General features: G+C 55.2%; 23 protein-coding genes and 1 tRNA gene. 9 read left to right on the top strand and 15 right to left on the bottom strand.

Translation table 11 applies throughout. The features are described 5' to 3' along the window. Positions 1–97 precede the first annotated feature (97 nt). From AC2D8O_RS12020 to AC2D8O_RS11995, 6 genes are all read right to left on the bottom strand, one after another. On the bottom strand, positions 98–892 hold the full coding sequence (locus AC2D8O_RS12020) for a hypothetical protein (protein ID WP_484679070.1): 795 nt from the start codon (positions 890–892) through the stop codon (positions 98–100). 74 nt (positions 893–966) lie between these two features. Continuing rightward, positions 967–1,872 (bottom strand): glutamate--tRNA ligase family protein, encoded by a 906-nt coding sequence (locus AC2D8O_RS12015; protein WP_484679069.1) that lies wholly within the window; start codon positions 1,870–1,872, stop codon positions 967–969. 27 nt (positions 1,873–1,899) lie between these two features. Further along, positions 1,900–2,334: a hypothetical protein gene (locus AC2D8O_RS12010; protein ID WP_484679068.1), complete on the bottom strand. Its 435-nt coding sequence runs from the start codon at positions 2,332–2,334 to the stop codon at positions 1,900–1,902. After that, a complete protein-coding gene (locus tag AC2D8O_RS12005) occupies positions 2,334–2,519 on the bottom strand; it encodes a hypothetical protein (RefSeq protein WP_484679067.1) in 186 nt (61 codons plus the stop codon). Before AC2D8O_RS12005 ends, AC2D8O_RS12010 begins: the two co-directional genes overlap by 1 nt. Positions 2,520–2,537: 18 nt before the next feature. After that, positions 2,538–2,966 (bottom strand): hypothetical protein, encoded by a 429-nt coding sequence (locus AC2D8O_RS12000; protein ID WP_484679066.1) that lies wholly within the window; start codon positions 2,964–2,966, stop codon positions 2,538–2,540. Next, positions 2,950–3,417: a hypothetical protein gene (locus AC2D8O_RS11995; RefSeq protein ID WP_484679065.1), complete on the bottom strand. Its 468-nt coding sequence runs from the start codon at positions 3,415–3,417 to the stop codon at positions 2,950–2,952. Before AC2D8O_RS11995 ends, AC2D8O_RS12000 begins: the two co-directional genes overlap by 17 nt. A gap of 182 nt (positions 3,418–3,599) precedes the next feature. Between AC2D8O_RS11995 and AC2D8O_RS11990 the strand changes: the two genes are divergently transcribed. Continuing rightward, positions 3,600–5,135, top strand: a complete 1,536-nt coding sequence (locus tag AC2D8O_RS11990) for a response regulator (RefSeq protein ID WP_484679064.1) — start codon at positions 3,600–3,602, stop codon at positions 5,133–5,135. A gap of 43 nt (positions 5,136–5,178) precedes the next feature. Here AC2D8O_RS11990 and AC2D8O_RS11985 read toward each other — a convergent pair whose 3' ends face one another. From AC2D8O_RS11985 to AC2D8O_RS11970, 4 genes are all read right to left on the bottom strand, one after another. After that, on the bottom strand, positions 5,179–6,489 hold the full coding sequence (locus AC2D8O_RS11985; protein WP_484679063.1) for a DUF4910 domain-containing protein: 1,311 nt from the start codon (positions 6,487–6,489) through the stop codon (positions 5,179–5,181). Position 6,490: 1 nt separating this feature from the next. Continuing rightward, on the bottom strand, positions 6,491–7,297 hold the full coding sequence (locus tag AC2D8O_RS11980) for an AAC(3) family N-acetyltransferase (RefSeq protein ID WP_484679062.1): 807 nt from the start codon (positions 7,295–7,297) through the stop codon (positions 6,491–6,493). Between the two features lie 564 nt (positions 7,298–7,861). Further along, complete coding sequence (locus AC2D8O_RS11975) at positions 7,862–8,278, bottom strand: hypothetical protein (protein WP_484679061.1); 417 nt, start codon at positions 8,276–8,278, stop codon at positions 7,862–7,864. A 79-nt stretch (positions 8,279–8,357) separates the two neighbouring features. After that, on the bottom strand, positions 8,358–9,005 hold the full coding sequence (locus AC2D8O_RS11970) for a hypothetical protein (protein ID WP_484679060.1): 648 nt from the start codon (positions 9,003–9,005) through the stop codon (positions 8,358–8,360). Positions 9,006–9,080: 75 nt separating this feature from the next. Here AC2D8O_RS11970 and AC2D8O_RS11965 point away from each other — a divergent pair, with 75 nt between their 5' ends. Both AC2D8O_RS11965 and AC2D8O_RS11960 read left to right on the top strand, forming a co-directional pair. Further along, the gene (locus AC2D8O_RS11965; protein WP_484679059.1) at positions 9,081–10,133 is read left to right on the top strand and encodes a DUF3667 domain-containing protein; all 1,053 of its coding nucleotides are present in this window, start codon (positions 9,081–9,083) and stop codon (positions 10,131–10,133) included. 60 nt (positions 10,134–10,193) lie between these two features. Continuing rightward, complete coding sequence (locus tag AC2D8O_RS11960; protein WP_484679058.1) at positions 10,194–11,420, top strand: tetratricopeptide repeat protein; 1,227 nt, start codon at positions 10,194–10,196, stop codon at positions 11,418–11,420. Between the two features lie 114 nt (positions 11,421–11,534). Here the strand turns inward: AC2D8O_RS11960 and AC2D8O_RS11955 are convergent, their stop codons facing one another. Then, on the bottom strand, positions 11,535–12,785 hold the full coding sequence (locus AC2D8O_RS11955) for a S8 family peptidase (protein WP_484679057.1): 1,251 nt from the start codon (positions 12,783–12,785) through the stop codon (positions 11,535–11,537). Between the two features lie 367 nt (positions 12,786–13,152). Here AC2D8O_RS11955 and AC2D8O_RS11950 point away from each other — a divergent pair, with 367 nt between their 5' ends. The 6 genes from AC2D8O_RS11950 to AC2D8O_RS11925 all read left to right on the top strand — a co-directional run bounded on the left by AC2D8O_RS11950 (position 13,153) and on the right by AC2D8O_RS11925 (position 19,821). After that, positions 13,153–13,596 (top strand): GNAT family N-acetyltransferase, encoded by a 444-nt coding sequence (locus tag AC2D8O_RS11950; protein WP_484679056.1) that lies wholly within the window; start codon positions 13,153–13,155, stop codon positions 13,594–13,596. A gap of 99 nt (positions 13,597–13,695) precedes the next feature. Beyond that, positions 13,696–14,865 (top strand): PepSY-associated TM helix domain-containing protein, encoded by a 1,170-nt coding sequence (locus AC2D8O_RS11945; protein WP_484679055.1) that lies wholly within the window; start codon positions 13,696–13,698, stop codon positions 14,863–14,865. A 56-nt stretch (positions 14,866–14,921) separates the two neighbouring features. Continuing rightward, positions 14,922–15,779 carry an MBL fold metallo-hydrolase gene (locus tag AC2D8O_RS11940; RefSeq protein ID WP_484679054.1) on the top strand — a complete coding sequence of 286 codons (858 nt, stop codon included), beginning with the start codon at positions 14,922–14,924 and terminating at the stop codon, positions 15,777–15,779. A gap of 42 nt (positions 15,780–15,821) precedes the next feature. Beyond that, on the top strand, positions 15,822–17,324 hold the full coding sequence (locus AC2D8O_RS11935; protein ID WP_484679053.1) for a serine/threonine protein kinase: 1,503 nt from the start codon (positions 15,822–15,824) through the stop codon (positions 17,322–17,324). 59 nt (positions 17,325–17,383) lie between these two features. Continuing rightward, a complete protein-coding gene (aspS, locus tag AC2D8O_RS11930) occupies positions 17,384–19,207 on the top strand; it encodes an aspartate--tRNA ligase (RefSeq protein WP_484679052.1) in 1,824 nt (607 codons plus the stop codon). 116 nt (positions 19,208–19,323) lie between these two features. After that, the gene (locus tag AC2D8O_RS11925; RefSeq protein WP_484679051.1) at positions 19,324–19,821 is read left to right on the top strand and encodes a YybH family protein; all 498 of its coding nucleotides are present in this window, start codon (positions 19,324–19,326) and stop codon (positions 19,819–19,821) included. A 141-nt stretch (positions 19,822–19,962) separates the two neighbouring features. Here AC2D8O_RS11925 and AC2D8O_RS11920 read toward each other — a convergent pair. The 4 genes from AC2D8O_RS11920 to lpxD all read right to left on the bottom strand — a co-directional run bounded on the left by AC2D8O_RS11920 (position 19,963) and on the right by lpxD (position 23,233). Beyond that, positions 19,963–20,037, bottom strand: a tRNA-Arg gene (locus tag AC2D8O_RS11920). A 42-nt stretch (positions 20,038–20,079) separates the two neighbouring features. After that, complete coding sequence (locus tag AC2D8O_RS11915) at positions 20,080–20,706, bottom strand: ABC transporter ATP-binding protein (RefSeq protein ID WP_484679050.1); 627 nt, start codon at positions 20,704–20,706, stop codon at positions 20,080–20,082. An 11-nt stretch (positions 20,707–20,717) separates the two neighbouring features. Then, positions 20,718–22,115, bottom strand: a complete 1,398-nt coding sequence (locus tag AC2D8O_RS11910; protein ID WP_484679049.1) for a bifunctional UDP-3-O-[3-hydroxymyristoyl] N-acetylglucosamine deacetylase/3-hydroxyacyl-ACP dehydratase — start codon at positions 22,113–22,115, stop codon at positions 20,718–20,720. Positions 22,116–22,171: 56 nt separating this feature from the next. Continuing rightward, positions 22,172–23,233 (bottom strand): UDP-3-O-(3-hydroxymyristoyl)glucosamine N-acyltransferase, encoded by a 1,062-nt coding sequence (lpxD, locus tag AC2D8O_RS11905; RefSeq protein ID WP_484679048.1) that lies wholly within the window; start codon positions 23,231–23,233, stop codon positions 22,172–22,174. Between the last annotated feature and the right edge of the window lie 78 nt (positions 23,234–23,311).

The raw sequence follows: 23,311 nt of genomic DNA, 5'->3' as shown, positions 1-23,311 counted from the left end.
GTCTCGGCTTCCATCATAAACAGAACAGCCACGGAAACCCGTGGCCGTTGCTTTGCTGAGAGAGATTGGAGAAAAAAGCAGAGAGGTCAGGCGGGGCTTACCAGCCGCCAAACTTGAAAGCGAGATTGGCGTTGAAGCCGTCGAGGTCGGTGCTCTTCATGCCGGGCACGTTGAGGCCCGAAACGATGCGGTAGCCACCACTGAGATCTATTTTCATCCAGGAGAAGATATTTGCCTCGACGCCTACAGCAGGCGATACGACAAAAACGCGGTCGCGGTTCAGCACGGTGTTACCGCCGCTGTCTTCCCAGCTGGCACCACCCCAACCCAGTTTGGTGGAGATGGTAATGTGGATGGCGTTGCGTGGGCTGAAGGCCGCACCCAGCCAAAAACCACCATGGCCAAAGGACAGCTGAAGATCATCGCGGCCGGTAAAGTCAATGACGCCGGTGGGCACTTTCTGTACACCGCCTACCAGCGACTGGCCGTAGCCACCGAAGAAGAAGCTCTTGTTGAAGGTGAGGGCACCACCGCCACCGGTGAAGGTCACAAAGTTGTCGCCGCCGTTGAGCTGGCCAAACTCCATGAAGAAACTGCCAAAGGCCCCTACATCGGAATCACGGAAGATGACGCTTTCGTCATTGTCGCGGTAGCGATAGTTTCGGTAGTAGTTGTTGTCGCGGTAGTAGCGGTCATTGTCACGGTCGCGGCGGTCGCGGTCGCGGGTGCGCCAGTCGTCCGACGAAGATCGGGCGGGCTGTGTGGTGGCAGGCGGGTTGTTGCGGTTGGGGCTGGAGTCGATCCAGGGGTCGCCGGTCTGAGCCTGGGCCGAGAGGGCTGTGAGCAGGAAAGCGCCGCCCAGCAGCGAGCGATACAGAAGGGTAGCTTTCATGTTTTAAGTTGAGTGAGGATTCGTACAGCACGAAAGATGCCCGGGCTGAAGCGAGGTTGCATCTACTGCTCCAGTTAAACGCTGCTGCGCTGGCGCCCATGGGTTTCCAGCCATAAAGCCACCACTTCCCATGCCTCCGTCAGCTGTAGTGGACGGCTTTCGGGCATAAGTCCAGCTGCTGCAAGGGCGTCGCCCATGGCCTGTTGAGGTCCGCCAGCCTGCAGCCGATAGTGTCCCAGGCCCGCATCGCGGTTGCGTTTGGACAGCTTGCGGCCGTCAGGTGTGAGGAGAAGCGGATGGTGTAGAAACTGAAGTGCTGGCACATGGGGTGCCAGCAACTGGCGCAGTGCCAGCTGACGGGCTGTACTGCCGAGAATGTCCTGCCCACGCACGATATGGGTGATATTGTGGTGCAGGTCGTCTACTACCACACAGAACTGGTAGGTATAGAGGCCTGTGCGGTCGCGGAGGAGGGTATCGCCGCTGGGCTGTTGGGTTTGTATGCCCAGCAGCAGGTCGGAAAAGGTAGTGGCAGTGTCGGGCAGCTTTACACGCAGCCCAACCTGTCCGGAGAAAGGCAGTTTCCGGCTGCGACAGTGGCCATCGTAGGGCAGTTCGGTGTCTTTGGCAGGAGGGTGTCCCAGGCGCTGTTCCCAGCGGCGCTGGAGGTCGGCGCGACTACAATCGCAGGCATACAACAGGTCCTGCTGCTGCAATTGGTCCAGTGTAAGCTGATATCGCTGGGGTTGCTGGCTTTGCCGGAGTGGTTCGGCCCAGTGAGTAGGCTCAAAGCCCAGCCAGCGCAGGTCGTCGAGTATGCTGTCGGTGTATTCGGGCCGGCAACGTGGCAGGTCGTGGTCTTCGATACGCAACAGGATCTCTGCATCAGCCAGGCGCGCCCAGCCCCACACAAAGAGCGCGTGGGCTACGTGGCCCAGGTGCAGGTGGCCGGTGGGGCTGGGAGCAAAACGCGTGCGCATGGCAGCATGCAAGATGCAAAAAGGCCCTCAGCCTGCGGCTGGCAACGCTGTCTGCACCAGGCGTTGCAGGGTAAGCACGCAGGCAAAGGCACCGTGTGGGGCAGGCTGTGCTTCCAGGGCCGCCACCACCAGTTGGCCCAGTGTAAAGTGTGGGGTGGTTAGTTCAGTGGCATTGGCGTTCAGCCAGTTGAGAAGTGATTTCAGGGTATCGTCGGTGGTGGTTACCGGGGCTGTGTGGCTGCTGGTGGCTGCGGCCATGAAGTGCAGTTTCAGCGTTACCCAATGGCGCTGAAGACCTGCGGGTGCGGGTCGCGGCTCCTGGCTGTGGGCGGTGAGTGAAGCCAGCGGCAGATAGTGGGGGAGGGTGGCTTTGCCAGCAGGAGCGGTGCCTTCCCAGAGGATGGCAGGGAAGGCTGCTGCCAGCTGGGCCTGCTGCCACAGCAGAAAGGCATACATGGGCATCAGGGCTGGTATTTGAGGATGCGGCCGATAGTGAAAGGCGCCAGAAAGAACTCGCGCGAGAGCCGCTCGATGACATCATCGAGGCGAAGACGCTGCTGGTTGTACAGGACGTCGAAGCGTTCGCGAAGGGCTTTGTTGCGAGCGCGGCGCAGGTCGGTGCGGGGAAAATGGGTAGGCAATGACATTGGGAACAGGGATAAGGATCAGAGAGAGGAGCGTGAAGGGATGCGGGGCAGTGATATGGGGGTGCGCAAGGGCCTACCGGCAGAATAGTTGGCGTGGTTGGCGGCTTCGCGCAGCCAGGCCCAGGTAGAAAAGGCTGGTGGGGCTTTGGCCTGTGCCGCGTAAAGAACCTCGCGAACAGCGGTGGGCCAATGTGGCAGCAGGGTGTGAGTGCCGGTCCGCTTCCAGCCACGGAGCAGACGTCCGGTTGGCAATTCTACCTGTACAGCCCAGCCACCGCCCGGTGCATGGGCCTTGAGCCAGGCCGCGAGTGCTGCCAAGGCGTGCCGGAGTCGGCTTCCGGGCAGGGCAAAAACCCGGGCACGGTGGTCCAGTTGCACCCTTATGCGGTAGTTGGCCCGCTGAAAATGGCGGCGGGTTATTTTATTGGTTTCAGCAATATTTTGCATGGGGCACAGAGGTGTTGCGGTGGAGCAAGCGGCCAAAGCGCTCGGCATAGGCAGGGTAGGTGTAGAGGTCATGGTAGTGGGAATGGAGTAGCTTGGCGATGGTTTTGCGGCTGCGGTTGAGCAGGCGGGCAATCTGGCTTTGGGAGGCCGCAAGCACAGTATGTAGCAGTGCGGCATACTGGCGGCGTGCCTGAATGACGTAGCCAAGACGGCTGCGGGAGAGGATGAGGCGCGCAGGCACATGCCACGCCTGGCAGACGGAATCGAGGAGATGGAGTTCGGCACGCTGGCGAGCCGTGAGGGCCGTGACGCGGGTTTCCGCAGCGGCCAGTTGCTGGTGGAGCGAGTCGTTGAGGCGCTGAAGCCGCTGCCAGAAAGGTATTTGCGCTTCTTCGGGCAGTTGGGCGAGGCGCTGGGCTAGGTTTGGCGAAGTTTCGATGAGTACAGGCATAGAAGCAGAGGAACTTTCGTACGTCATATTATTGCTTATGGCAATACAAAAGTGCGGGCGGGCTGCCTCGTTTCCAACTAAAAAATGGTTAATGCCTATATTTTGTCAGATAAGGTTGTGCTTAACACTTCCGGGCCGAATGGCCCTTGTCTGGGGGATGGAAAACCACGATTTTTAACCTAATGCCGCGCCCCACCATTGTCTGCGTAGACGACGAGAAAGTCATTCTCGACAGCCTGAAAGACCAACTGGAAGATGCCTTCGGTGCTGCCTACACTATAGAGATAGCGCAGAGTGGCGAAGAGTGTCTGGAACTGCTGCTGGAACTGCAGGAGCAGGGGGTGGCCGTTCCTGTGCTGGTATCGGACCACCTGATGCCAGGCATGCGTGGCGACGAACTGATGGTGGCGGTGCAGCAGATGAATCCGCAGATACGGAAGATACTGCTGACTGGCCAGGCGAGCGCCGAGGCTGTTGGCCGGGCACTCAACACGGGTGGTCTGTATCGCTATGTGCAGAAGCCCTGGGTAGCCGAAGACCTTCGGCAGACCATTGCACAGGCGGCGCTGTCGTTTGCACAGGAGCGCGAGTTGACCGAACGACTGGCCATTCTGAACCAACTGCGTAACACGCTGGAACGGGTTCAGGCTGTACAGGGGTTGTCTCAGCTGGCTCCAGTGTTGCTGACGGCGCTGATGGAGCAGACTGCCGCTTGTGGCGGTCAGTTATCGCTTCCCGCTCCAAACGCTCCTTACTTTCAGCTTGGGCAGCTTGAAGGGCATACCCTGCGTTGGGATGTGGTAACGACTGAAGGGGATGCGGCCGAACTGATACTGTGGTGGCCCCAAACTGCCATGCCCTCCAAAGCACAGCAGGAGTTGGCGCATCTGGTGAGCCAACAGATGGGCCCGCTGCTGGCCAACGCTCAGCTCTACGACCTGCTGGAAGCGAGAATTGCCGAACGGACCCAGACCATAGACCAACAGAACCGCGACATACAGGACAGCCTGCGGTACGCCGGGCGCATTCAGGAAGCCATATTGCCGGCACAGCAGGAGGTAACAAAGGCACTGCCTACAGCAGCTGCACTATATGAACCCGCCGAGAAGGTGAGCGGCGATTTCTACTACTTTTTCCAGCGCGATGGACTGCTGTATCTGGGCCTGGCCGACTGTCCGGGCCTGGGGGTGCCTGCTGCGCTGATGGCAGTGTTGGGCCACTCGGCACTGGAGTTTCTGGTGAAGGATGCCCCTGCGCCGCCCGAACCCGCACGGGTGCTGCTGGGCTTTGCCGAGCATTTGTACAGCGCCGCCCCAGAGCAGCAGCCGGAATTGGCACAACTGGCAGTGCTGCAACTGCAACCGCATACAGACGGCATGGCGCTGCATCTTGCAGCCAATGGCTGCGCCGTATGGTGGGCCGAGAATGGCAAGCTGGAGCTGCTGGTATCGCCCGAACGGACGGCCAGCGATCCGCTGGGGCTGCAACGGGTGTTGCGCCGGGGCGGACGACTGATTCTGCACACGCCGGGGATATCGTCGCAGCCCAACGTAGATGGTAATCCGGTGCCTGCGGCCAAGTGGGAGGCCTGGCTGCGGAACTCCCTGGAAAAAGCCCCCGATGCGCAGATTGCCGCTGTGCGGCAGGAGCTCAGGGCCTATCGCGGTATGGCCCCCCAGCACGATGACTACGTGCTGATGGTGCTGCCGGTGGCGTGATGCAGATGGCGTAGCTAAAAAGGTAAGATTGCGGCTTAATCCTTTAAGCCATTTGTAGGGAGTCTACTGGCATCGGGTAGATGATTTTTGCTGCCAGAAGCGATTGCAGACCTTCAAGAATGTCAGTTGGATTACATCGAGAGGCATTGAGGGTATCGATTACATCATGCTTTCCATCTGCATAATTTAGCAGCCAAAGAAGGGCTGCTACTCTTGATTCGATTGATTTAGGACCACCTACAGATGGGTAAAGGCCATGTTTTCCTAATTGAGGCTCTCCGTGTGGTTCTGTACGTACGAAATATTGATTAGCTTCAATTAGGGAAATAATGCCATAGCAGGTGTTGATAGATTCTGACAATGCAGAGAAAGATATATAGTCTTTATTATCTGCTGATGTATGGTATTCCTTAAACTCCCCATACACACTTCGAATTATAGACCCTACAGGTAGGTCAAAACCAGGAGAGCAATACTGCCTCTCATCGCTACCCATAGGCCAAAACTTTCTAATTTTTGTCGTTGGGTACCGTGCTGAAAGATATGCTTCTGCTGCTCTATCAATCAGTGAGTCTCCTCTTTTACTTTGCTTATAAGTAAATGGATTATCATCACCAATACAGGTTACCACCAATCCACCAACTAGATTTTCCTTTAGCTGATTTCCATAGAGCGAAAGGTAGGTTAGGGAGCCAATAGTTTCGGGTACAAAAACAAATCGATAAGTATATCGGCGATTGGGTATTTTTGATAACAGCTGGTAGAGAAAACTGGCAACCAACGGACCTGAAAGTTCGTTATTTGCCATTGATGGATGACAGATATAGGTGCTGATCAGTATTTCTTTTTCTGTTATACCAGGTAAAATGGCATGCGCCATTGTCATTACTCCATTCTCATTCAAATCGGAGTCAATCATTACTTCATACTCACCTTCGGGGAGACTGTTTTTTTGATTATGCGTCATACAAAATCCCCATCTTCTTTTATAATAGGAAGTCACATATGGTATCCAATCTGGGTACTCTGGCAGTGAATAGATATGAGGCATAAGTTGCTCACGTGTCAGTTTGCCATAGAATGGCTCAGAGTATCCTACAACGTGCAGGTTATTATTTTCAAAGTCTACAATTTTTTTTCCATCTGGCCCCTTTATCCATGCCTTAGTGATATTCCATTCTGATGGGACCGTCCAATCAAATACCTCTGTTCCACTTGGTATCTCAATTCGTTCAAGATTAGGGACCAACTCCGCGATGATGTCCAGAGTTTTCAGGACACCATCGCCAGTGAGGCTTCGATTAATAGGCCACAGACGATCGAAATAGCTTTCGATCAATTCAGGCGTATGCATATTATTTTTTGATTGATATGAGGAAGTCAAGTGCTTTCCCAGATTGGATTACCATCTCGGTTTCCATATACAGGTCTTTCGCTCTGATGCAACGGAACCCATGCCCGATTCCTGGACGCTGTCCTTGGTAGAAATTTTTCTTCCAAAGATGCTCCATCATTCGATTAACGTCTGTACAAATACCCCGCTCAATGTCTCGGACGAACAAACTAAATGTTCGTTCTGATGTGTTTCCATTGAGATCAGTATATGCATTTGTCCATTTTTTAAAGTATCGGTATTCAACCTGATTCATTTCCTCGACGTGATGATAGAACGTCATACTGTCTTGATCGACTAAATCAAGAATACCGATTTTTCCATCTAATCTGTGAAGTAAGGCAAAAGGAGACTCTGCATCATAGCCACTTGTGTTGCAAATATTGGCAAATTCATTCTGCCGCTCACCAATTACAGCAAAAGAATATATAGGATGTCCAGTTCGTACAGACGCTGGGTGTAATCTTGCCGCCTCAGTTATCGCTCCCATTTGTGAAGGCGTATTTCTCATATCAAATGCTGTACCTTTCGGCCAGTCGAAATTAAATAGTGGAAACAGGACAGTTCCCTTTTTTCCAACTGCTTCGAGGAATGACTCCATTAAATGGGTTGGTGTAATGTCTTTTACAAGCTCTTTAGCAGCTTTCATTGTTCTGCTTGCCGAACTGTGTATCAGCAAAAGGTCACCTGGTTCTATACCAGCCGATTGCCATTGCTTTGCCCAGTATGTGATCATTTCCGCTGGAGTTGTTGGATTGGATGATTGCATGCTGTGTAGATTTAAACTCGAAATTTACATTTGTTAGGGGTATCCATACTACTAATGACATTATTTTGATTTTAATAACTTCTGAACTAGAAAATTTCCTATTGGCATTGCCGATTTGTACAGCAATAATTAGCATATCGACTGTTATTTCACGCTTCTGGATTCTGGGAGGTAACTGCTGTGCGGCAGCAACTGCGGGCCTGCGGAGGCATGGCCGCCCAGCATGACGACTACGTGCTGCTGGTGGTGCCAGTGACGTAAGACAGGGCGAGCGACGGCGCGTCAGTTTGTGCCAGCGCTGCCAGTTCGTTGAAGAGCGTTTGGTTGAGGCCCCCTTCCGCGCCGGAACGAACGCCGTGGTGCTATCAGGCTTAAGCCTTAACAGATTGGCGCTGAACCCATGTAGGGCGAAGTATTGCGCTGACTGCAACGGCGCCCTGTAGTTCACAACGTCCCCGGTTGCAGGGCCCTCGAAAGGAAAGCAGGCTATGCGGAAAATTCACGCGGCAGGAAATCGCCTGGCAGCAGCAAGCAACAACTCACAAAAGCAAAAGCCCGCCTGGCTCAGTCTGCTTTTGTGAAGCGCTGCGCCTTATAAAGGTTGAACTGGCTGGGACGGCTGGCGGGCGAGTCGGCCAGTTCGTATTCCCACCGGAAGGACTTACCGTCAAGTGCAACCTCAATGATTCCGAACAGGCTGTGCCCAGCAAGTGGGCCTTTATCGAAACGGGTCAGGTCGAACTCGGCTGGCGAAGTGCCCGAGTTATAGTGGTAGGTGAAGCCGTAGGTGTTGATATTGCCGAGCGAATCGCGCAGATACCAGAGACCCGTGTTGTCAGCGTTGAGGACGAGTGCTTGCCCATTAGGGCCGTTCCAATCGCCAATCAGGTGGGTGCGGGGATATTTGAAATACTGCGCAAGTATGACGAGTCCCGCTAATACCAGCAGTAGGGCAACGAGGCGGCGGAGGTTCTGTAGCATGGGGGCTTGAAAAAAAAACTCCGGCGGTTTCCCGTCCGGAGCTCTCACTCACACTCAAACTCTTTTGCTGTTAGAACAATCAGTTACAGGCTGCTAGTTCCTGTATCGTGCATCCTCCAGCAGTTATATTGATGGAGCCAGACCACTGGCATTTGTTATCAACTGACAGCGCAATATACGAATAATTTCCAACAGGCCGTACAAAAGAGGCCCCGGAGCCACAGGCAGGTGCAGTTCCAAGCCGGCCACTGAGGGTGCCCAGCGTGTCAATGCCGTCGAGAATAAGGCGGATGTTGGCATTGTTGGTGTTGCCGATGTTGCTGGCCCAGAAGGTTACGCGTCCGGTATTCTGACTGCGAAGTTCCACCACGGTGTTCTGACCATTGGTCAGGGTTACGGTGCCAGTCCAAAACTGTCCCGAGGCAGTAAAGGCACGGTATGTATAGCTGCCTGCGGCGAGGTCGGCCCAGGCAACATCGGGCGACAGATTGAAGACGGTAGGGGCAGCAGTGCGGCTCACAGTGATTGAGCCAACCTGCGAGTTTCCTACCACAACAATGGCAGGATCAGACGTCGTGATGACATTGTTACCATTTACCCAAAAGACAACCTTGCCTGTAGTAGGCTGCGGGGCAGGGGCGTCAGAACCTCCTCCGCCACACGATGTGAGCGTGGCGAGGCAGAGTACAGATATCCAGAGAGCCAGTCGGGGTAAAAGGTGTTTCATGCAATGATGTGAAAATAGGATGCCAAGTACCTGCAACGCAAGTGTGGGCAGTGGTTTCTTTCAGTTATTTGCAGCATGGCCCTTCTGGACCGCCCAAAGCCAAAACCTGCCCCGGAGGAACCTGCCCATCGCAAGCCCTACGGCAAATGTCTGAACTGTGGCACCACGCTACAGGGCGAGTACTGCCATAACTGTGGCCAGCGCGACCGCAGTGCCCGCAGCCGTACCGGGTTTCTGGGAGAAGCCATAGAGGCTGTTACCAACCTGGATTCCAAGATATTCAGGACCCTCTGGCCCTTGATTTTCCGGCCCGGCTTTCTGTCGCGCGAATACATAGCCGGCCGACAGGCTTCATATGTGGCGCCTGTAAAAATGTACCTCAACATCAGCGTGGTACTGTTTGTGTTGGTGTCGTTTACCGTGGCCCACAACCTGAAGGTGAACGCCTCGGTGGATGTGCCGCTGGAAGAGCTGGACCGCAAACAGCAGATGGAACTGGAGGCACGCCGAAGGCAGAAGGCGCTGGCAATGACCGATAGTGCCAAGGGAAGCCTGCCAGTAGTGCGTGACACGGCTGCCGCCCTTACGACTGCCGATACTTCCCACAAGACACAGACTACCTATCGGGGGCCACGTATTTCTTTTGGTACGCCGAGCAAAGATTCGACCTCGGTTTGGTGGCAGGTAGAGCACCGGCTGAACGAGCACATGCGTAAGTCGCGCCCCAGCCAGTTGATTCAGAGCGTAGTGGAGTACCTGCCCATTTCCATGTTTACGCTGCTGCCAGTGCTGGCACTGCTGCTGTGGGCGCTGTACTTCCGGTCATATGGGCAGTATGTGGCCCACCTGACGTTTGCCCTTCACACCCAGGCATTTGCCTTCGTAGCCTTTCTGCCATTCATGGTGCTGGTGAACCTCAACGACATCGACGAAGAGTACGTTTTGCTGGTGGTAGCCGGAGCCATGCTTTGGCTGGCATGGTATATCGTACTGGCGTTGCGGCGTTTCTATGCCCAGTCCTGGACCTGGACGCTGCTGAAATTCGGTGCGCTTTTTATGGTGTATTACCTGCTGATGTCGCTGGTGTCGGTCTTTTACTTTCTGGTCGCTGTCTGGAATATGGGCTAGACGGGTTGGCGGTTGGCAATCGGGCCTGTATCTTGAGGGGATAACTCCTATTGCGTCCCCATGTTCAGGAAAACATCAGGTATTCTGTGGTTGGTAGCCTTTGTTGCTTTGATTGGCGGTGGCTACTACGGTTATTACCAGTACAGCCGCAACCGCGACTATCAACTACTTCGCACTACGCTGTCCTATGGAAGTTCCTATGCCGGGACCGAGCTGGAAAGGTTGGACGCCACTGCCGCCAGTTACGAGGAGCACTACCTGGTAGGGCAAACATGGGTGATGCAGGGCGACTACCGCAAGGCTCTCCGGCATTTTCGGGCAGCGGCTGTGCTGGAGGGTGCCGCTACCGCTGAAGCCAAAGTGGCGCTGGGCCGAACCCTTCTGTTGGCTGGCGACACACTGGCCGCCGAACGGCTGGCCGACAGCCTGCGACAGGCATTTGGGCCTACACACAGCCCGTCTATCTACCTGCGGGCGCATGTTCATCTGGCGAAGCAGGAGTGCCTGAAGGCTGCCAATCTTTTCTATGCCGCCTTCAACACAGATTCATCACAGAAGCGGGCGCTGTTTTACCGTGCAGTGGCATACGTGGATACCAACGATGCCCCTCATGCCTATCACAACATCCAGCACTATATGCGGCTGGAGAAGCGTAATCCGGATGCTTATCTGCTGCGGGCTATCGTGAACGAGATGCGAGGCGAGAATGGCCGCGTGATGGACAATCTGGAAACCATGCAGCTCATCACCGACTCAATCATCAAGACCCGGCGGCCCTGGGGCAGCGACCCGTGGGACATTCAGTATCTGGCGAACCTGAACGTGCGGCAGCTGCACCGGGCGTTTCTGTCTGAGGCAGCCCGACAGGATTCCATGAATCGGACTACGAAGGCAGGATACATCGCCCGGATGGCTATGGACTATGGCTATATCCCGCCGACAGATTCGGGGCGTGCGCGCATCAATTTTTTTGCCGGCCACGGCCTGCTGGTAGAGAACGACAGCACGGCGGTAGGGTATCTGCAACGCGCCAATGAACTGGATCCCCGCATTCCCATGTCGTTTGACCTGTATCTGAAAGCCGTTACCAAGTTTAGGTCCTCTGCCGAGGCTTGTGAAGTCTTCCGGATTCGGATGGAGGACAAGAACATGAGATGGAACCGTACCATTCGCGTGTCGACGCTTCGCGACCTGCGCGCCTGCGACAATCTGCCAGGCTGGCTGAAGCAGCAGGTAACGCTTTCGGCTACCGATGACATGCCTGACGAAGCACTCATTGTGCTCTAAGCAGCACACCGCCATCGCATAGCCCCTTTAACGCAGACAGCCCCGGAATTCCGGGGCTGTGCGCTGGGGAGAGTCGTTCTGTCAGACGAATTCCTGGTGCAGGCGTATTCCCGATTAGGGGATACGTGAAGCACGGGGATAGGTTACACCACGGCTGGTAACGGTGCCCTTGGCATAGATGGTGCCGTTGTTTGCGAGCAGGATGCCAGCAACGTGGGGCGTAGCCATCGAGGTGCCAGAGAGGGTAGCGTAGGTGTCGCCACGGTAGGTAGAGTAAACCGACACACCAGGAGCGCTGAAGTCGACGGGGGGACGACCGTAGTTGCTGAAGGAAGCAAAGCGGTTGTTCACGTCATGGGCAGCGATGGTGTAGATACGGGTGCCGTTTACGCGGGCGGGGCTGGTGTTGGCAGCATTTACTGCGCTGTTACCAGCGGCAATGGCGCAATGCACACCCGCAGCAGCCAGGCGAAGCACAGCGTTGTCAGTGGTAGAAGAAGCACCACCACCCAGGCTCATGTTGGCTACGTCACCGGGCTCAGCGTTGGCAGTAACGTAGTCGATACCGCTTACGATGATGGAGTTGGAGCTGGAGCCACTGGCGCCGAATACCTTCACAGGTACGATGGTAGCACCGGCAGCAACGCCAATCACACCGATGGTGTTGTTACGGGCGGCGATGGTGCCCGCTACGTGCGTACCGTGGCCGTTTCCGTCTTCAGGCGTGCTGTCGACGATAGAGCGTGCAAAAGTGGTATTGATGGTCAGGTCGGGGTGGTTCATGTCACAGCCCGAGTCAATAACCCAAGCCCAGCGGCTGAGGCCGGCAGCGTTTACAGCGCCACCTACGTTGGTGATGCCGTAAGGCGTGGTCTGGGCCTTGTCGGTGAGGGTGATGGGCTCAAGCACTTCTACGGCTTCGAGCTGTACTTCCTGGTCAGCTTCCACGTACTTGACCAGCGGATTGCGACGCAGGGCGGCAACCTGGGCATCGGTCAGTTCGGCGGCGAAGCCAGTTACGGCAAAGGCATATACGCCAGTTACTTTTTCCTGGCTGAGGCCGATGGCGCCAAAGAGAGGCGACATTGCGCTCATGTGTGCGCCTTTAACCTTTTCGTAGCGAGCCTGGATTTCACCCAGGGATTTCTCGAGACGGCTGGGGCGCTGGGCCATCAGCGACTTGACTTCGGCTGGCAGGGTGAGGGCGTCATCGTTGAGCACTACGATGTAGCGGCTCTTGAACGCTTTTTCTGCCTGAGTAGTGTTCTGGTTGTTGCTGTCGGGTGCAATGTTGTCTTGGGAGCAGCCTACAGCGGTTGCTGCCAGAAGGGCCAGGGCCACTGGCAGGGACTTGAACTTCTTCATTTGTGAAGCGTAAAAACTGTTAATAGGGTTGGAGTTAGGATGGGTTGTCTCGCTGACACCGTGCGTGTCTCCCCAGAAGACCGCAGCAGAAGTTCCGCGAGGTTGTTAAACAATGTTAAGGATTCTTAATCGATACATGCAATAGCCTACCGGATTTTGCCTACTCAGAATCAACAGTCTAGACGTGTCTGTGGAAATGAACGTTTCGTTTTTCTGGTAGGCTGTTTTTGAGTGAATGTTAAATTTTACCTAAAAAACGTTAACAGATTGGTGTTCTCTCCTGCCTGTGGGCTGCCTGTTTTGGTTCCGCAGATCTGAAGAATGTTAATATTTTTCTTAAAAACTGACGCTTTTCCCTGCTTGCGATATGACCATTCGTGCCTTCCAACCTGCTGACCTCGAAGCGGTAGCCGAGCTGTTTGACGCTTACCGGCAGTTTTACCGTCAACCCAGCAGCGTGTCTGCCTGCCGGCAATGGCTGATAGATCGGTTGGCGGCCAGCGAAAGCACCGTCTTTGTGGCGCATGATGCCGAATGCGACCGTCTGGTGGGTTTCGTGCAGCTTTATCAGGGCTTCAGCAGCGTCAGTCTGAAGAAGGTGGTGGTGCTCAACGACCTGTTCGTACTGGAGTTGGCGCGGCGTAGGGGTATTGCCGAGGCACTCGTGCGCCGCGCCGAGCAGCATGCCCGCGAGATTGGCGCCAAAGGCCTGACACTCTGCACAGAGATGGCCAATGCAGGTGCGCAGCAGCTGTATGAAAACCTAGGATGGCACCGCGACCCCTTCCTGTACTACTACAAGAACCTGTAGGATGATTCGCAAATTAGACTGAATCTACATAGGGGGATATTGCCTAAACTTGCGTCCCTTTCTCGCCTGGAACTGGTGAGGAGGTACAAGCAAACCCGTATGTCTACATCTCCCAAGCGTAGTCTGTTTCTCGAACTGCACCTGTATCTGGGGCTGGCCGCTGGCATGGTAATCAGCATCATGTGCTTTACTGGTGCGATGCTGGCCTTTGAGAAAGAGCTTTTGCACCTTTTCAATCCGTCGCGGTATTATGTGACGGTTCCTGCCAGTGCCCCACCCATGACGGCAGACAGCCTGCTGGCACAGACGAATCGTTGGCTGGCCTCTCAGACGGACACCACCTTACTCGGCCGCCAGATACAGAGCATTGCAGTGCCTGGCGACCCTGGCATGGCGTGGCAGTTGAACCTGAATGGCCGGGGTGCGCCCAATCTGTTCGTGAACCCCTATACCGGAGAAGTAACGGGACAATATCGGCGGCAGGGTTCCTTTTTCGATGTCATGTTCCGTTGGCACCGTTGGCTGGCAATGGGCGATACCGGCAAGGTTATTACCGGCGCATCGACACTGCTCTTCCTGATTATCCTGCTCACGGGCATCATCGAATGGTGGCCCCGCACCAAAGCACAACTGAAACAGCGGCTTAAGGTGAAGTGGAGTGCTGGCTGGAAGCGCCTGAACCATGACCTGCACATTTCGCTGGGCTTTTATGCTGCCCTTTTTCTGTTTGTGTTCGCATTCACCGCCCTCTATTGGTCTTATCGCGATACCTATATAAAAGGTATCTATGCCATCACCGGGACCGAGCGCGTGACCCTGAAGCCCGTAACACTTGACAGTGGCTCAGTGCGGCCACCCGCAGCCGCAGGGTTGTATGCCAAAATGATAGCGCAGACCGCAGCACAGGCGGGACCTTACCATACCCTGAGCCTTAACCTGCCAGAGGATACGCTGGGGACGGTGTCGGTACGGGTGCTGCCAGTGTCGGCGCCCCATGAGCGCGCCGCCGACCAGTATTTCTACCATCCCACCACTGGCGCGCCCCTGAAAGCCCGCCTGTACAAAGACCAGAACGCCGGGCAGAAGCTCTCTTCCATGATGTTCCCGCTGCACACGGGCTCGATAGCCGGAATGCCGGGGCGCATCATTGGCTTTCTCGCCTGTATGATCGGCGCTACGTTCATCGTCTCGGGGGTGATTCTGTACATCAACCGCCTGCTGAAAAACGCACGCCGCAAGCGCGGGCTGCAAGTGGTGGAAGAGGAGTAGGGTATTCGCGGCCTGTGGGGTGATGTTTCTTTCCGCACGGTGTTTACCTTGATACCATGACCCGTCGCCATTTTCTGAGCCTGTCTGCACTGGCAGCCGCGGCCATTGGATTTCCTTCGCGCCTCATGGCCCTGGCACAGCCGCCTATTCGCCTGCGTCTGCTGCGCCACGCTACGCTGGTGCTGGAAATCGGTGGGCGGCGTCTGCTGGTAGACCCCATGCTGGCGCCCAAAGCAGCGATGGACCCGATAGGCAATGCCGCCAACAGCACGCGTATCCCCATGGTAGACCTGCCGATGGATGATGCCGAACTGGCAACGCTGCTGCGCAAAGTAGATGCCGTGCTGGTAACCCATACCCACCGCGACCACTGGGATGCTGTGGCCATTGAGCGCATCGCCAAAGACAAGCCCATCCTTGCGCCCGCACATGCGGCTGCGGCCATTCGGGAGAAGGGCTTTACGCAGGTGGTGGAAGTGGCCGAGACCGGCCTGGACTGGAAGGGCCTGACGCTGTGGCGCACCAGCGGCCAGCATGGGACGGGGGAGATTGGCGCGAAGATGGGCCCGGTGTCCGGCTTTGTGGTGACGGCTGGCCGTGGCAAGGTGTACATTGCCGGCGACACCATCTATTGCACTGAAGTAGAAACCGCCCTGCGCCAGCACCAGCCCGAGTGGGTGGTGGTGAACGCGGGTGCAGCACAGTTCCTCACTGGCGACCCCATTACCATGACGGCCGCCGATGTACAGAAGACCGCCGAAGCACTGCCCACAGCCCAGGTGATAGCCGTACACATGGAGACGGTGAACCACTGCCTGCTGACATGCAGCCAGTTGGCCGAGGCTATGCACCGGGTGGGGCTGGCACAGCGGGTGCGGATACCCGCCGACGGCGAGCGGCTGGGCTTGCAGTAGGGGGGGAGATATTTATGAGCGTTCTTCTGCTATATTGCTCATATGATGGAGAATAGAGCATCTGTATTTCGTAAGTATTTAAAAGATAATCGGTATTCACTTCCGGTTAGCTTGGGCACTATTTCTTCCTGTGAAGAGATTGGACAGTCTGCCAATGGAGTTGTTTTTAGCGGGCGATTGTATGAAACAGATGTGGCCGTTAAAGTGCTGATAAACTATGACGCCAAGAAACTGGAGAGATTCAAACGGGAATATTTTCTGGTAGCTTCTAAAGAAGTTAAGAATGTGGCTGTATACTATGATTTTGATAGGATAAGTATTGATACTCATGATTTCTATATAATAATCATGAAACTTTATAAAAGTATTCTGAAAAGAGATGGGTCTCCTAAGTTTGAAGATTTTAAAAAACTATATGATGATTTGCTGGTCAGCCTGAAATCATTACATGATGCGGGTATTATTCATCGCGATATCAAGCCTCAGAATATATTCTTTGATGGTGAGCGATATGTACTAGGTGATTTTGGTATTGCTCATTTTATTGATTATCCTGATTCAATAACTAAGGAAGGCGAACGGCTGGCAAACTTTGAATTTAACGCACCTGAGCAAGCTCCAAGTTTAGGCATTGAAGTTGATCAGCGAACTGATATCTACTCTTTTGGTCAGGTGCTTTATTGGTTTGTATTTGGAGAGCTGTGTAGGGGTGAGGGGAGAAGAAATTTGGCTGAGCTATTTAAAATAGATTCGTCAATTGAAGAGTATGATAGAATTATTGGGCAGTGTCTGTCTATCAGAAAAGACGATAGATTTGAGTCAATAGATCAAATAGATCATTTTCACAATGAAATGTCTACTAGTAGACGTTATATCGACGAAAGTCAAAAAGCTTGGGAAGAGCAATATGCTTTTGCAGATGTTATCAGTAGAACGTTTCCTTCTTTTGAAAATGGCTCAGTAAGTACTTCTGACCGAAATAAGATAAATAGGATGTTTGATGCTCTTTCTTCAAGGAAATGGAATGGAATGTGGTACTATTTTAGTGGGGGGGATATGCATTGTGGCTTTAGCAAGATTGGAGATAATTGGAAAGTAAAAGATGGTGATAGTGAGTCTGGGTGGGAAATATATCCCGAAGTAGTTTGGGCTTATCGTTCTGATAGTTTGTACACTAATTTTATCATTGTAAAAATTTCTAGCCTTGGTCCTTTTTTAAATAATGGAAATGAAGAGTATCAAGCTGGTTATTTTGATGGAGTATATATCACTAGTGCTGAAATGCATAATGGATATTACGAGATTGAAGATGAGTTGAGAGTTGTGCCTGAGCATGCAGAGTGGCGCTATCGTTTTCCTAGAGGTGAGTTTCTTATATTTATGTTAAATACTTCTTCTATTTTTAATTGTAGATTAGAAAGAGAAATAAGAATGATTCTGGACGTTTGTACGCATGGACCAGACATTATGGATTCTAGTTTTGTTACTTTATTCGCTAAATTTGTCAATTGTTCTATGCCTGAAATTCTTTATAGAACAAACTAAATTTGATTATTTATTCAGAATTGTGAACACGCCTGCTGTGCGCTACCTTTGCAGCCGCTATGGGCACCGTATCTGCTACCGCCACCACCCTGCGCACCCACACCTGCGGCCAGCTTCGGCTCTCCGACGCAGGCCAGCCCGCCACGCTGTGCGGCTGGGTGCAGCGCTCCCGCGACTTTGGCCGCTTCATCTTCGTAGACCTGCGCGACCGCCACGGCATCACGCAGCTGGCCATCGACAAGGACGTGAATCCGGATGCCTACGAGGTTGCCAAAGGCCTGGGCCGCGAGTTTGTGATACAGGCTGTGGGCACTGTGCGTGAGCGCGAGAACAAGAACCCCAAGCTGCCCACTGGCGAGGTGGAGCTGGTGCCCAGCCAGGTGGTGCTGCTGAACGGCGCTACCCAGCCGCCCTTTCTGATAGAAGACGAAACCGACGGCCTGGAAGACCTGCGCCTGCAATACCGCTACCTCGACATCCGCCGCCCCAAGGTGGCACAGTCGCTGGTGCTGCGTGCCCAGATGGCCAAAGCCACCCGCCTGTATCTGGACGGGCAGGGCTTTCTGGAAATCGAGACGCCGACGTTCATCAAAAGCACACCCGAAGGCGCCCGCGACTTCCTAGTGCCCTCGCGCCTGCACCCCGGCACCTTCTACGCCCTGCCCCAAAGCCCGCAGATATTGAAGCAGCTGCTGATGGTGGCCGGCATGGACCGCTACTACCAGCTGTGTAAGTGCTACCGCGATGAGGACTTCCGCGGCGACCGTCAGCCCGAGTTTACGCAGATCGACTGCGAGATGTCGTTCGTGCGGCAGGAAGATGTGCTGGAGATGTTCAGCGGCCTGGTGCGCCACATGTTTGCCAGCGTCAACACCTGGGCCACCACCAACGGCATAGAGGACATCGCCCGCCGGGTGCCTGCTACCGTGGAGATTGACCGTATTACGTACCAGGACGCCATCCGCAAGTATGGCAGCGACAAGCCCGACCTGCGTTTCGGTATGCCGATTGTGGAACTGACAGGCTTACTGCCGCAGTCGGAGTTTGGTGTGTTCAACAGCGCCGAGCTGGTGGCTGGCATCAACGCTGAAGGCTGCGCCGCCTATACCCGCAAGGATATTGACGCCCTTACCGAGTTTGCCAAAGGCCAGAAGGCCGGGGCCAAAGGCCTGGTATGGATTCGCTTTGGCGAAGACGGAAGTGTGAAGAGCTCCATCGACAAGTTTTACGACGAAGCAGGTCTGCGTCAGATGGGGGCGGCCTTCAACGCCAAGCCGGGCGACCTGCTGCTGCTGGTGGCCGACACTACCGCCATCGTGCGCCGTGCACTGGGCGAACTGCGACTGGAGATTGCCAACCGCCAGGGATTGCGCAAGGACGGCGACTGGTCAGTGTTCTGGGTGGTAGACTTCCCGATGTTCGAGAAGGATGCCGACTCGGGTGCCATTGTGCCGGTGCACCACCCCTTTGTGGCGCCCAATCCCGAAGACGCCCACCTGCTGGACAGTGGCAACCCCGACGACCTGCTGAAGATCCGCGCCTACTGCTATGACTTTGTGATGAACGGCAGCGAGGTGCTCTCTGGCAGTATCCGTATCCACGACCAGGCGACGCAGAACAAGATTTTCGACAAACTGGGCCTGACCCGCGAGGAGATAGAGCTGAAGTTTGGCTTCCTGCTGAAGGCATTCGAGTATGGTGCGCCGCCACACGGGGGCTGTGCCTTCGGCTTCGACCGCTGGGTAATGCTCTTCGCTGGTGGCGACACCATCCGCGATGTCATTGCGTTCCCCAAGGCGTCGTCGGGTCGCGACGTAATGCTGGACGCCCCTGCCATTGTACCCGAGCAGTCGCTGAAAGAACTGGGCATCAAGCACGTGTAAGTGCTGCTGATAGAATGCAGACAGCCATCTGAAAGGGTGGCTGTTTTTGTTTGGTACTCTAGGTTAAAGAATGTTGCCCGCGGAGTTTGGTTTGTGACGGCCTGTATTTTTAGGGCATGCGCACATTCTGTTACTGCCTTCTGCTGCTGGTGCTGGGCCAATCGCTTTACGGCCAGTCGGCGCTGATGACCAACCCGGCATATAACGCACCATACAAAGCGCTGGCCAAGGCCTATGCCGATCTGGACCCTTCCCAGCTGGCAAATGCTTACGCAGAAAAGGCCGTGTATGTAACCGAGCAAGGGCCGTTGAACGGGCAAACGGCAGTGCAGGAGCATTTGGGCGGCTTTTTGCAGCAGATTGGGAAAGCGGGAGGAAAGGTGGTGCTGGATTTTGCCCTGCTGCACCGGTCGGTGACAGGTGGTGTGGTGACGGATGTGGGCTACTATCGGCTGCGCCATGTACAGCCCGACGGTCGAGTTGGGACGGGCTATGGCAAGTTTGTTACGCAGAGTGCCGAGGAAAACGGTACCTATCGCTTCATTCTGGACACCGATCGGGGACCAGTGACCGAAGCAGATTTTGCAGTTGCAACGCTGCTTATAATTAATTGATAAAGAAGCGCTTGAATTTTTGTTTTAGCAAAAAATCGAAAAATGCTAAAGGTTAGGGCGACGTTTAGCATTGTGCTAAATCAAGGGGTTATTCGTTGGTGGTCAACAGAAAAGCCGCCTCGGTGGGAGGCGGCTTGCAGCTGGTAGCCCTGCCAGGAATCGAACCTGGATCTAGAGTTTAGGAAACGCTTGTTCTATCCGTTGAACTACAGGGCCAGTTTTTCAGCGGGGTACAAAGATACGGAACCCCGATGGAAGTCAGGCGGAGGGTGGCGCAATGTGTATGCGCAGGGGGATGTCGGTGTACTCGCGGGCGAGGTTGCTGGCCAGTACCAGCGTGCGGCCGGCCTGCTCCTGGCGGATGAGGGCCAGCATGGCCGCCGAGCCTGTTTCGTCGAGGTTGGCGGTGGGTTCATCGAGCAGCAGCAGTGCGCCTTCGCTGTAAAGTGCCAGTGCCAGCTTTACGCGTTGCAGCATGCCACTGCTGAACTGCCGAAGCGGTTTATGCGCGTGCGCCTGCAAGCCAATGGCTTCCATAACGCCGTCATTGCCTTTGGCATGGCGGCATCGTTTAAAGCGAAAGTGCAGGTCCAGCGCCTCGGCAAGAGTGAGGGCGGTATAAGGCTCTACGGCCGGACTGGCCCAACACACCTGGCGGTAGATGTCTTCTGGGGGAACAGACGTACCCGCGACAGTAAGGTGTTGGAGTTCGCCTTCTGCAGGAGCCAGTTGACCTGCCAGCATGCGCAGCACGGTGCTTTTACCGCTGCCGTTGGGACCCAGCACTGCCAGGCTGCCACCGGGCGGTACGTCGAACGACAACTGGCGGAAGAGCCAGTGGCCCGCGAACCGATGCCCGAGTTGGGAGCCCAGCAGACGCAGCATGGGGTAGGGGCTCAGCTTCGCTTGACGAGGCTGGCGATCATCTCGGCTTCGGCTACGAGGGTGTTGTCCACGTAGGCGCGGCCATACATTTTGCAGATGTTGCGGCGCAGGCTCTGCATTTCCAGCTTGAAGACCAGCTGATCGCCCGGCACAACAGGCTTTTTGAAGCGAGCCTTGTCGATGGCGCCGAAGTAGACCCAGTGATTTTCGGGCTCGTCGACAATCTGGAGCAGCATCACGCCGCCTACCTGTGCCATGGCCTCGAGAATGAGCACGCCGGGCATGATGGGGTTTCCATCGAAGTGGCCCACAAAGAAGGGCTCGTTGATGGTGACGTTCTTGATGCCCTCGATGGTCTGGCCGTCGAACGACTTGATCCGGTCCACCAGCAGGAAGGGATAGCGGTGGGGGAGGATTTTCTGGATGGCGTTGATGTCGAACACGAAGCCTTGGTTTTCGCTCTCGGCGGTTTGGTATTTGCGGATCAGCTTCTTCTGCTTGATCTGGCGCTTGACCAGCTTGCCGAAGGCGATGTTGGAGGCGTGGCCAGGGCGGGCGGCCAGAATCTGTGCTTTGAGCGGCGTGCCGATGAGGGCGAGGTCGCCGATGAGATCCAGCAGTTTGTGGCGGGCGGGTTCGTTCTGGTAGCGGAGCTCCACGTTATTGAGAATGCCGGCTTTCAGCACGGGCATGTCGTCGGGCTTGTTGAAGAGGGTAGCTACCTTGTGCAGCTCGGCCGCGGGTACGTCCTTCTCTACAATGACGATGGCGTTGTCGGTGCTGCCGCCTTTGATAAGGCCTGCACTGAGCAGGGCTTCCAGTTCGTGGAAGAAGCAGAACGTGCGGGCAGGGGCAATTTCGGTCTCAAAATCCTCAAAGCGCACCATGGTGGCGTGCTGAATGCCAAGGATTTTGGAATTGTAATCCACCATCACCGTTACGCGATAGTCGTTGAACTGGAGCGCTGCGACATCGATTTGGCGCTCGTTGTTCTGGTAGTGGATGGGCTCGTCGATGACGTAGAACTCGCGGTTGGCTTTCTGCTCGGCGGTGCCAACGCGGCGAATGGCCTGTACATAGTCAAGCGCGGAGCCGTCAAGGATGGGCAGTTCAATGCCTGAAATTTCGATGAGGGCGTTGTCGATCTGCATGCCGGAGAGGGCGGCCATGCAATGCTCTACTGTGTGAATGCGTGCATCGCCAATGGCGAGAGTGGTAGAGCGGGAGAGGTCGGTAACGTGGTCGAGATCAGCGGGGATAATCGGCTTATCTGGCAGGTCTACGCGCTGAAACTGGATGCCGTGGTTTTCAGGGGCAGGATGAATGGTAATACGGCTGGGCTCACCCGTGTGGAGGCCACGGCCTTCCAGCGTAATGGGCTGCTGGATAGTATGCTGCTTGAGAAACATGCGATGGAAGGGGCGTTGGGGGATGTCGCCCGCGCTAAGGGTGAAGGATGGCTGGATTACGAGTCTTCCTGGTCGAGGAACTTCTCCAGGGCTTTCTCCAGCTGCTCGATACGCTTGAGCAGCTCAGGAATGCGGCCCTGCTGTGCCTCGAATTTCAACTGGCTGCTCATCTCACGGGCGGGAGAGCCACGGAGTTTCTTGCCAGGGTTCTTGATGGATTTGGAGATGCCCGACTGTGCGCTTACCTGCGTGTAGTCGGCCAATTGTACGTGAGGTGATACCCCTACCTGACCGCCGAGTAAACAGCCCTTACCAAGGCGGCTGCTGCCGGCCACACCTGCCTGTCCTGCTATGATGCTGGTTTCGCCGATGTCGGTGTTATGGGCCAGGTGAACGAGGTTGTCGATCTTGACGCCTTTGCGGATGAGTGTGATGCCGATGGTGGCACGGTCGATGGCGCAGTTGGAGCCAATCTCCACATCGTCTTCCACAACGACAATGCCTATTTGGGGCACTTTCACGTTGCGGTCGCCGTCACGGAGGAAGCCAAAGCCATCGCCACCGATGACACTGCCGCTATGTATGATACAGTTGGCGCCAATCTGACAGCCATAGTATACACAGGTGTGTGGGTACAGGGTGGTGTTGTCACCGATGGTAACGCCTTTACCCAGGTATACTCCGGGGTAGAGGGTCACATTGTCGCCCAACACTACGCCCTCGGAAATGTAGCAGAAAGCGCCAATCGAAACGTCTTTGCCCATTTTCACCCCGGTTGCTACGAAGGCTTGCGGCTCTATACCGGGCTCACGATGGTGATTGGGCACAAAGTACGACGTGCAGATCTGGTTGAAGGCAAACTGGGGCTTAGCCACCCGGATGAGCGTAGCAGCTACGGGTTTCTCAGGCACAAACCGACTGTCGACCAATACGGCAGCACACTCGGTGTCGTAGATATAGTGTACGTAACGGGGGTCGGCCAGAAAGCAGAGCGCGCCCGGCTTACCGTCTTCCAGACTGGCAAGGCGGGTAATCACACGGTCGGCGTCGCCCTCGACCATGCCGCCGACAAACGCAGCGATCTCTGTAATCGTCAGTTTGGTTTCGGTCGGTTGCAATCGCTCTGCGGATTTTAGCTGCGCAATATACTATATGTTAAGCCACGAAGGGCACGAAAGGTGGCCCAGTGCCGAGAA

Source organism: Pontibacter sp. T17 (assembly GCF_057219875.1).
Note: the sequence above shows the minus strand (reverse complement) of the source record. Positions and strands in the feature narration are given on the sequence as shown.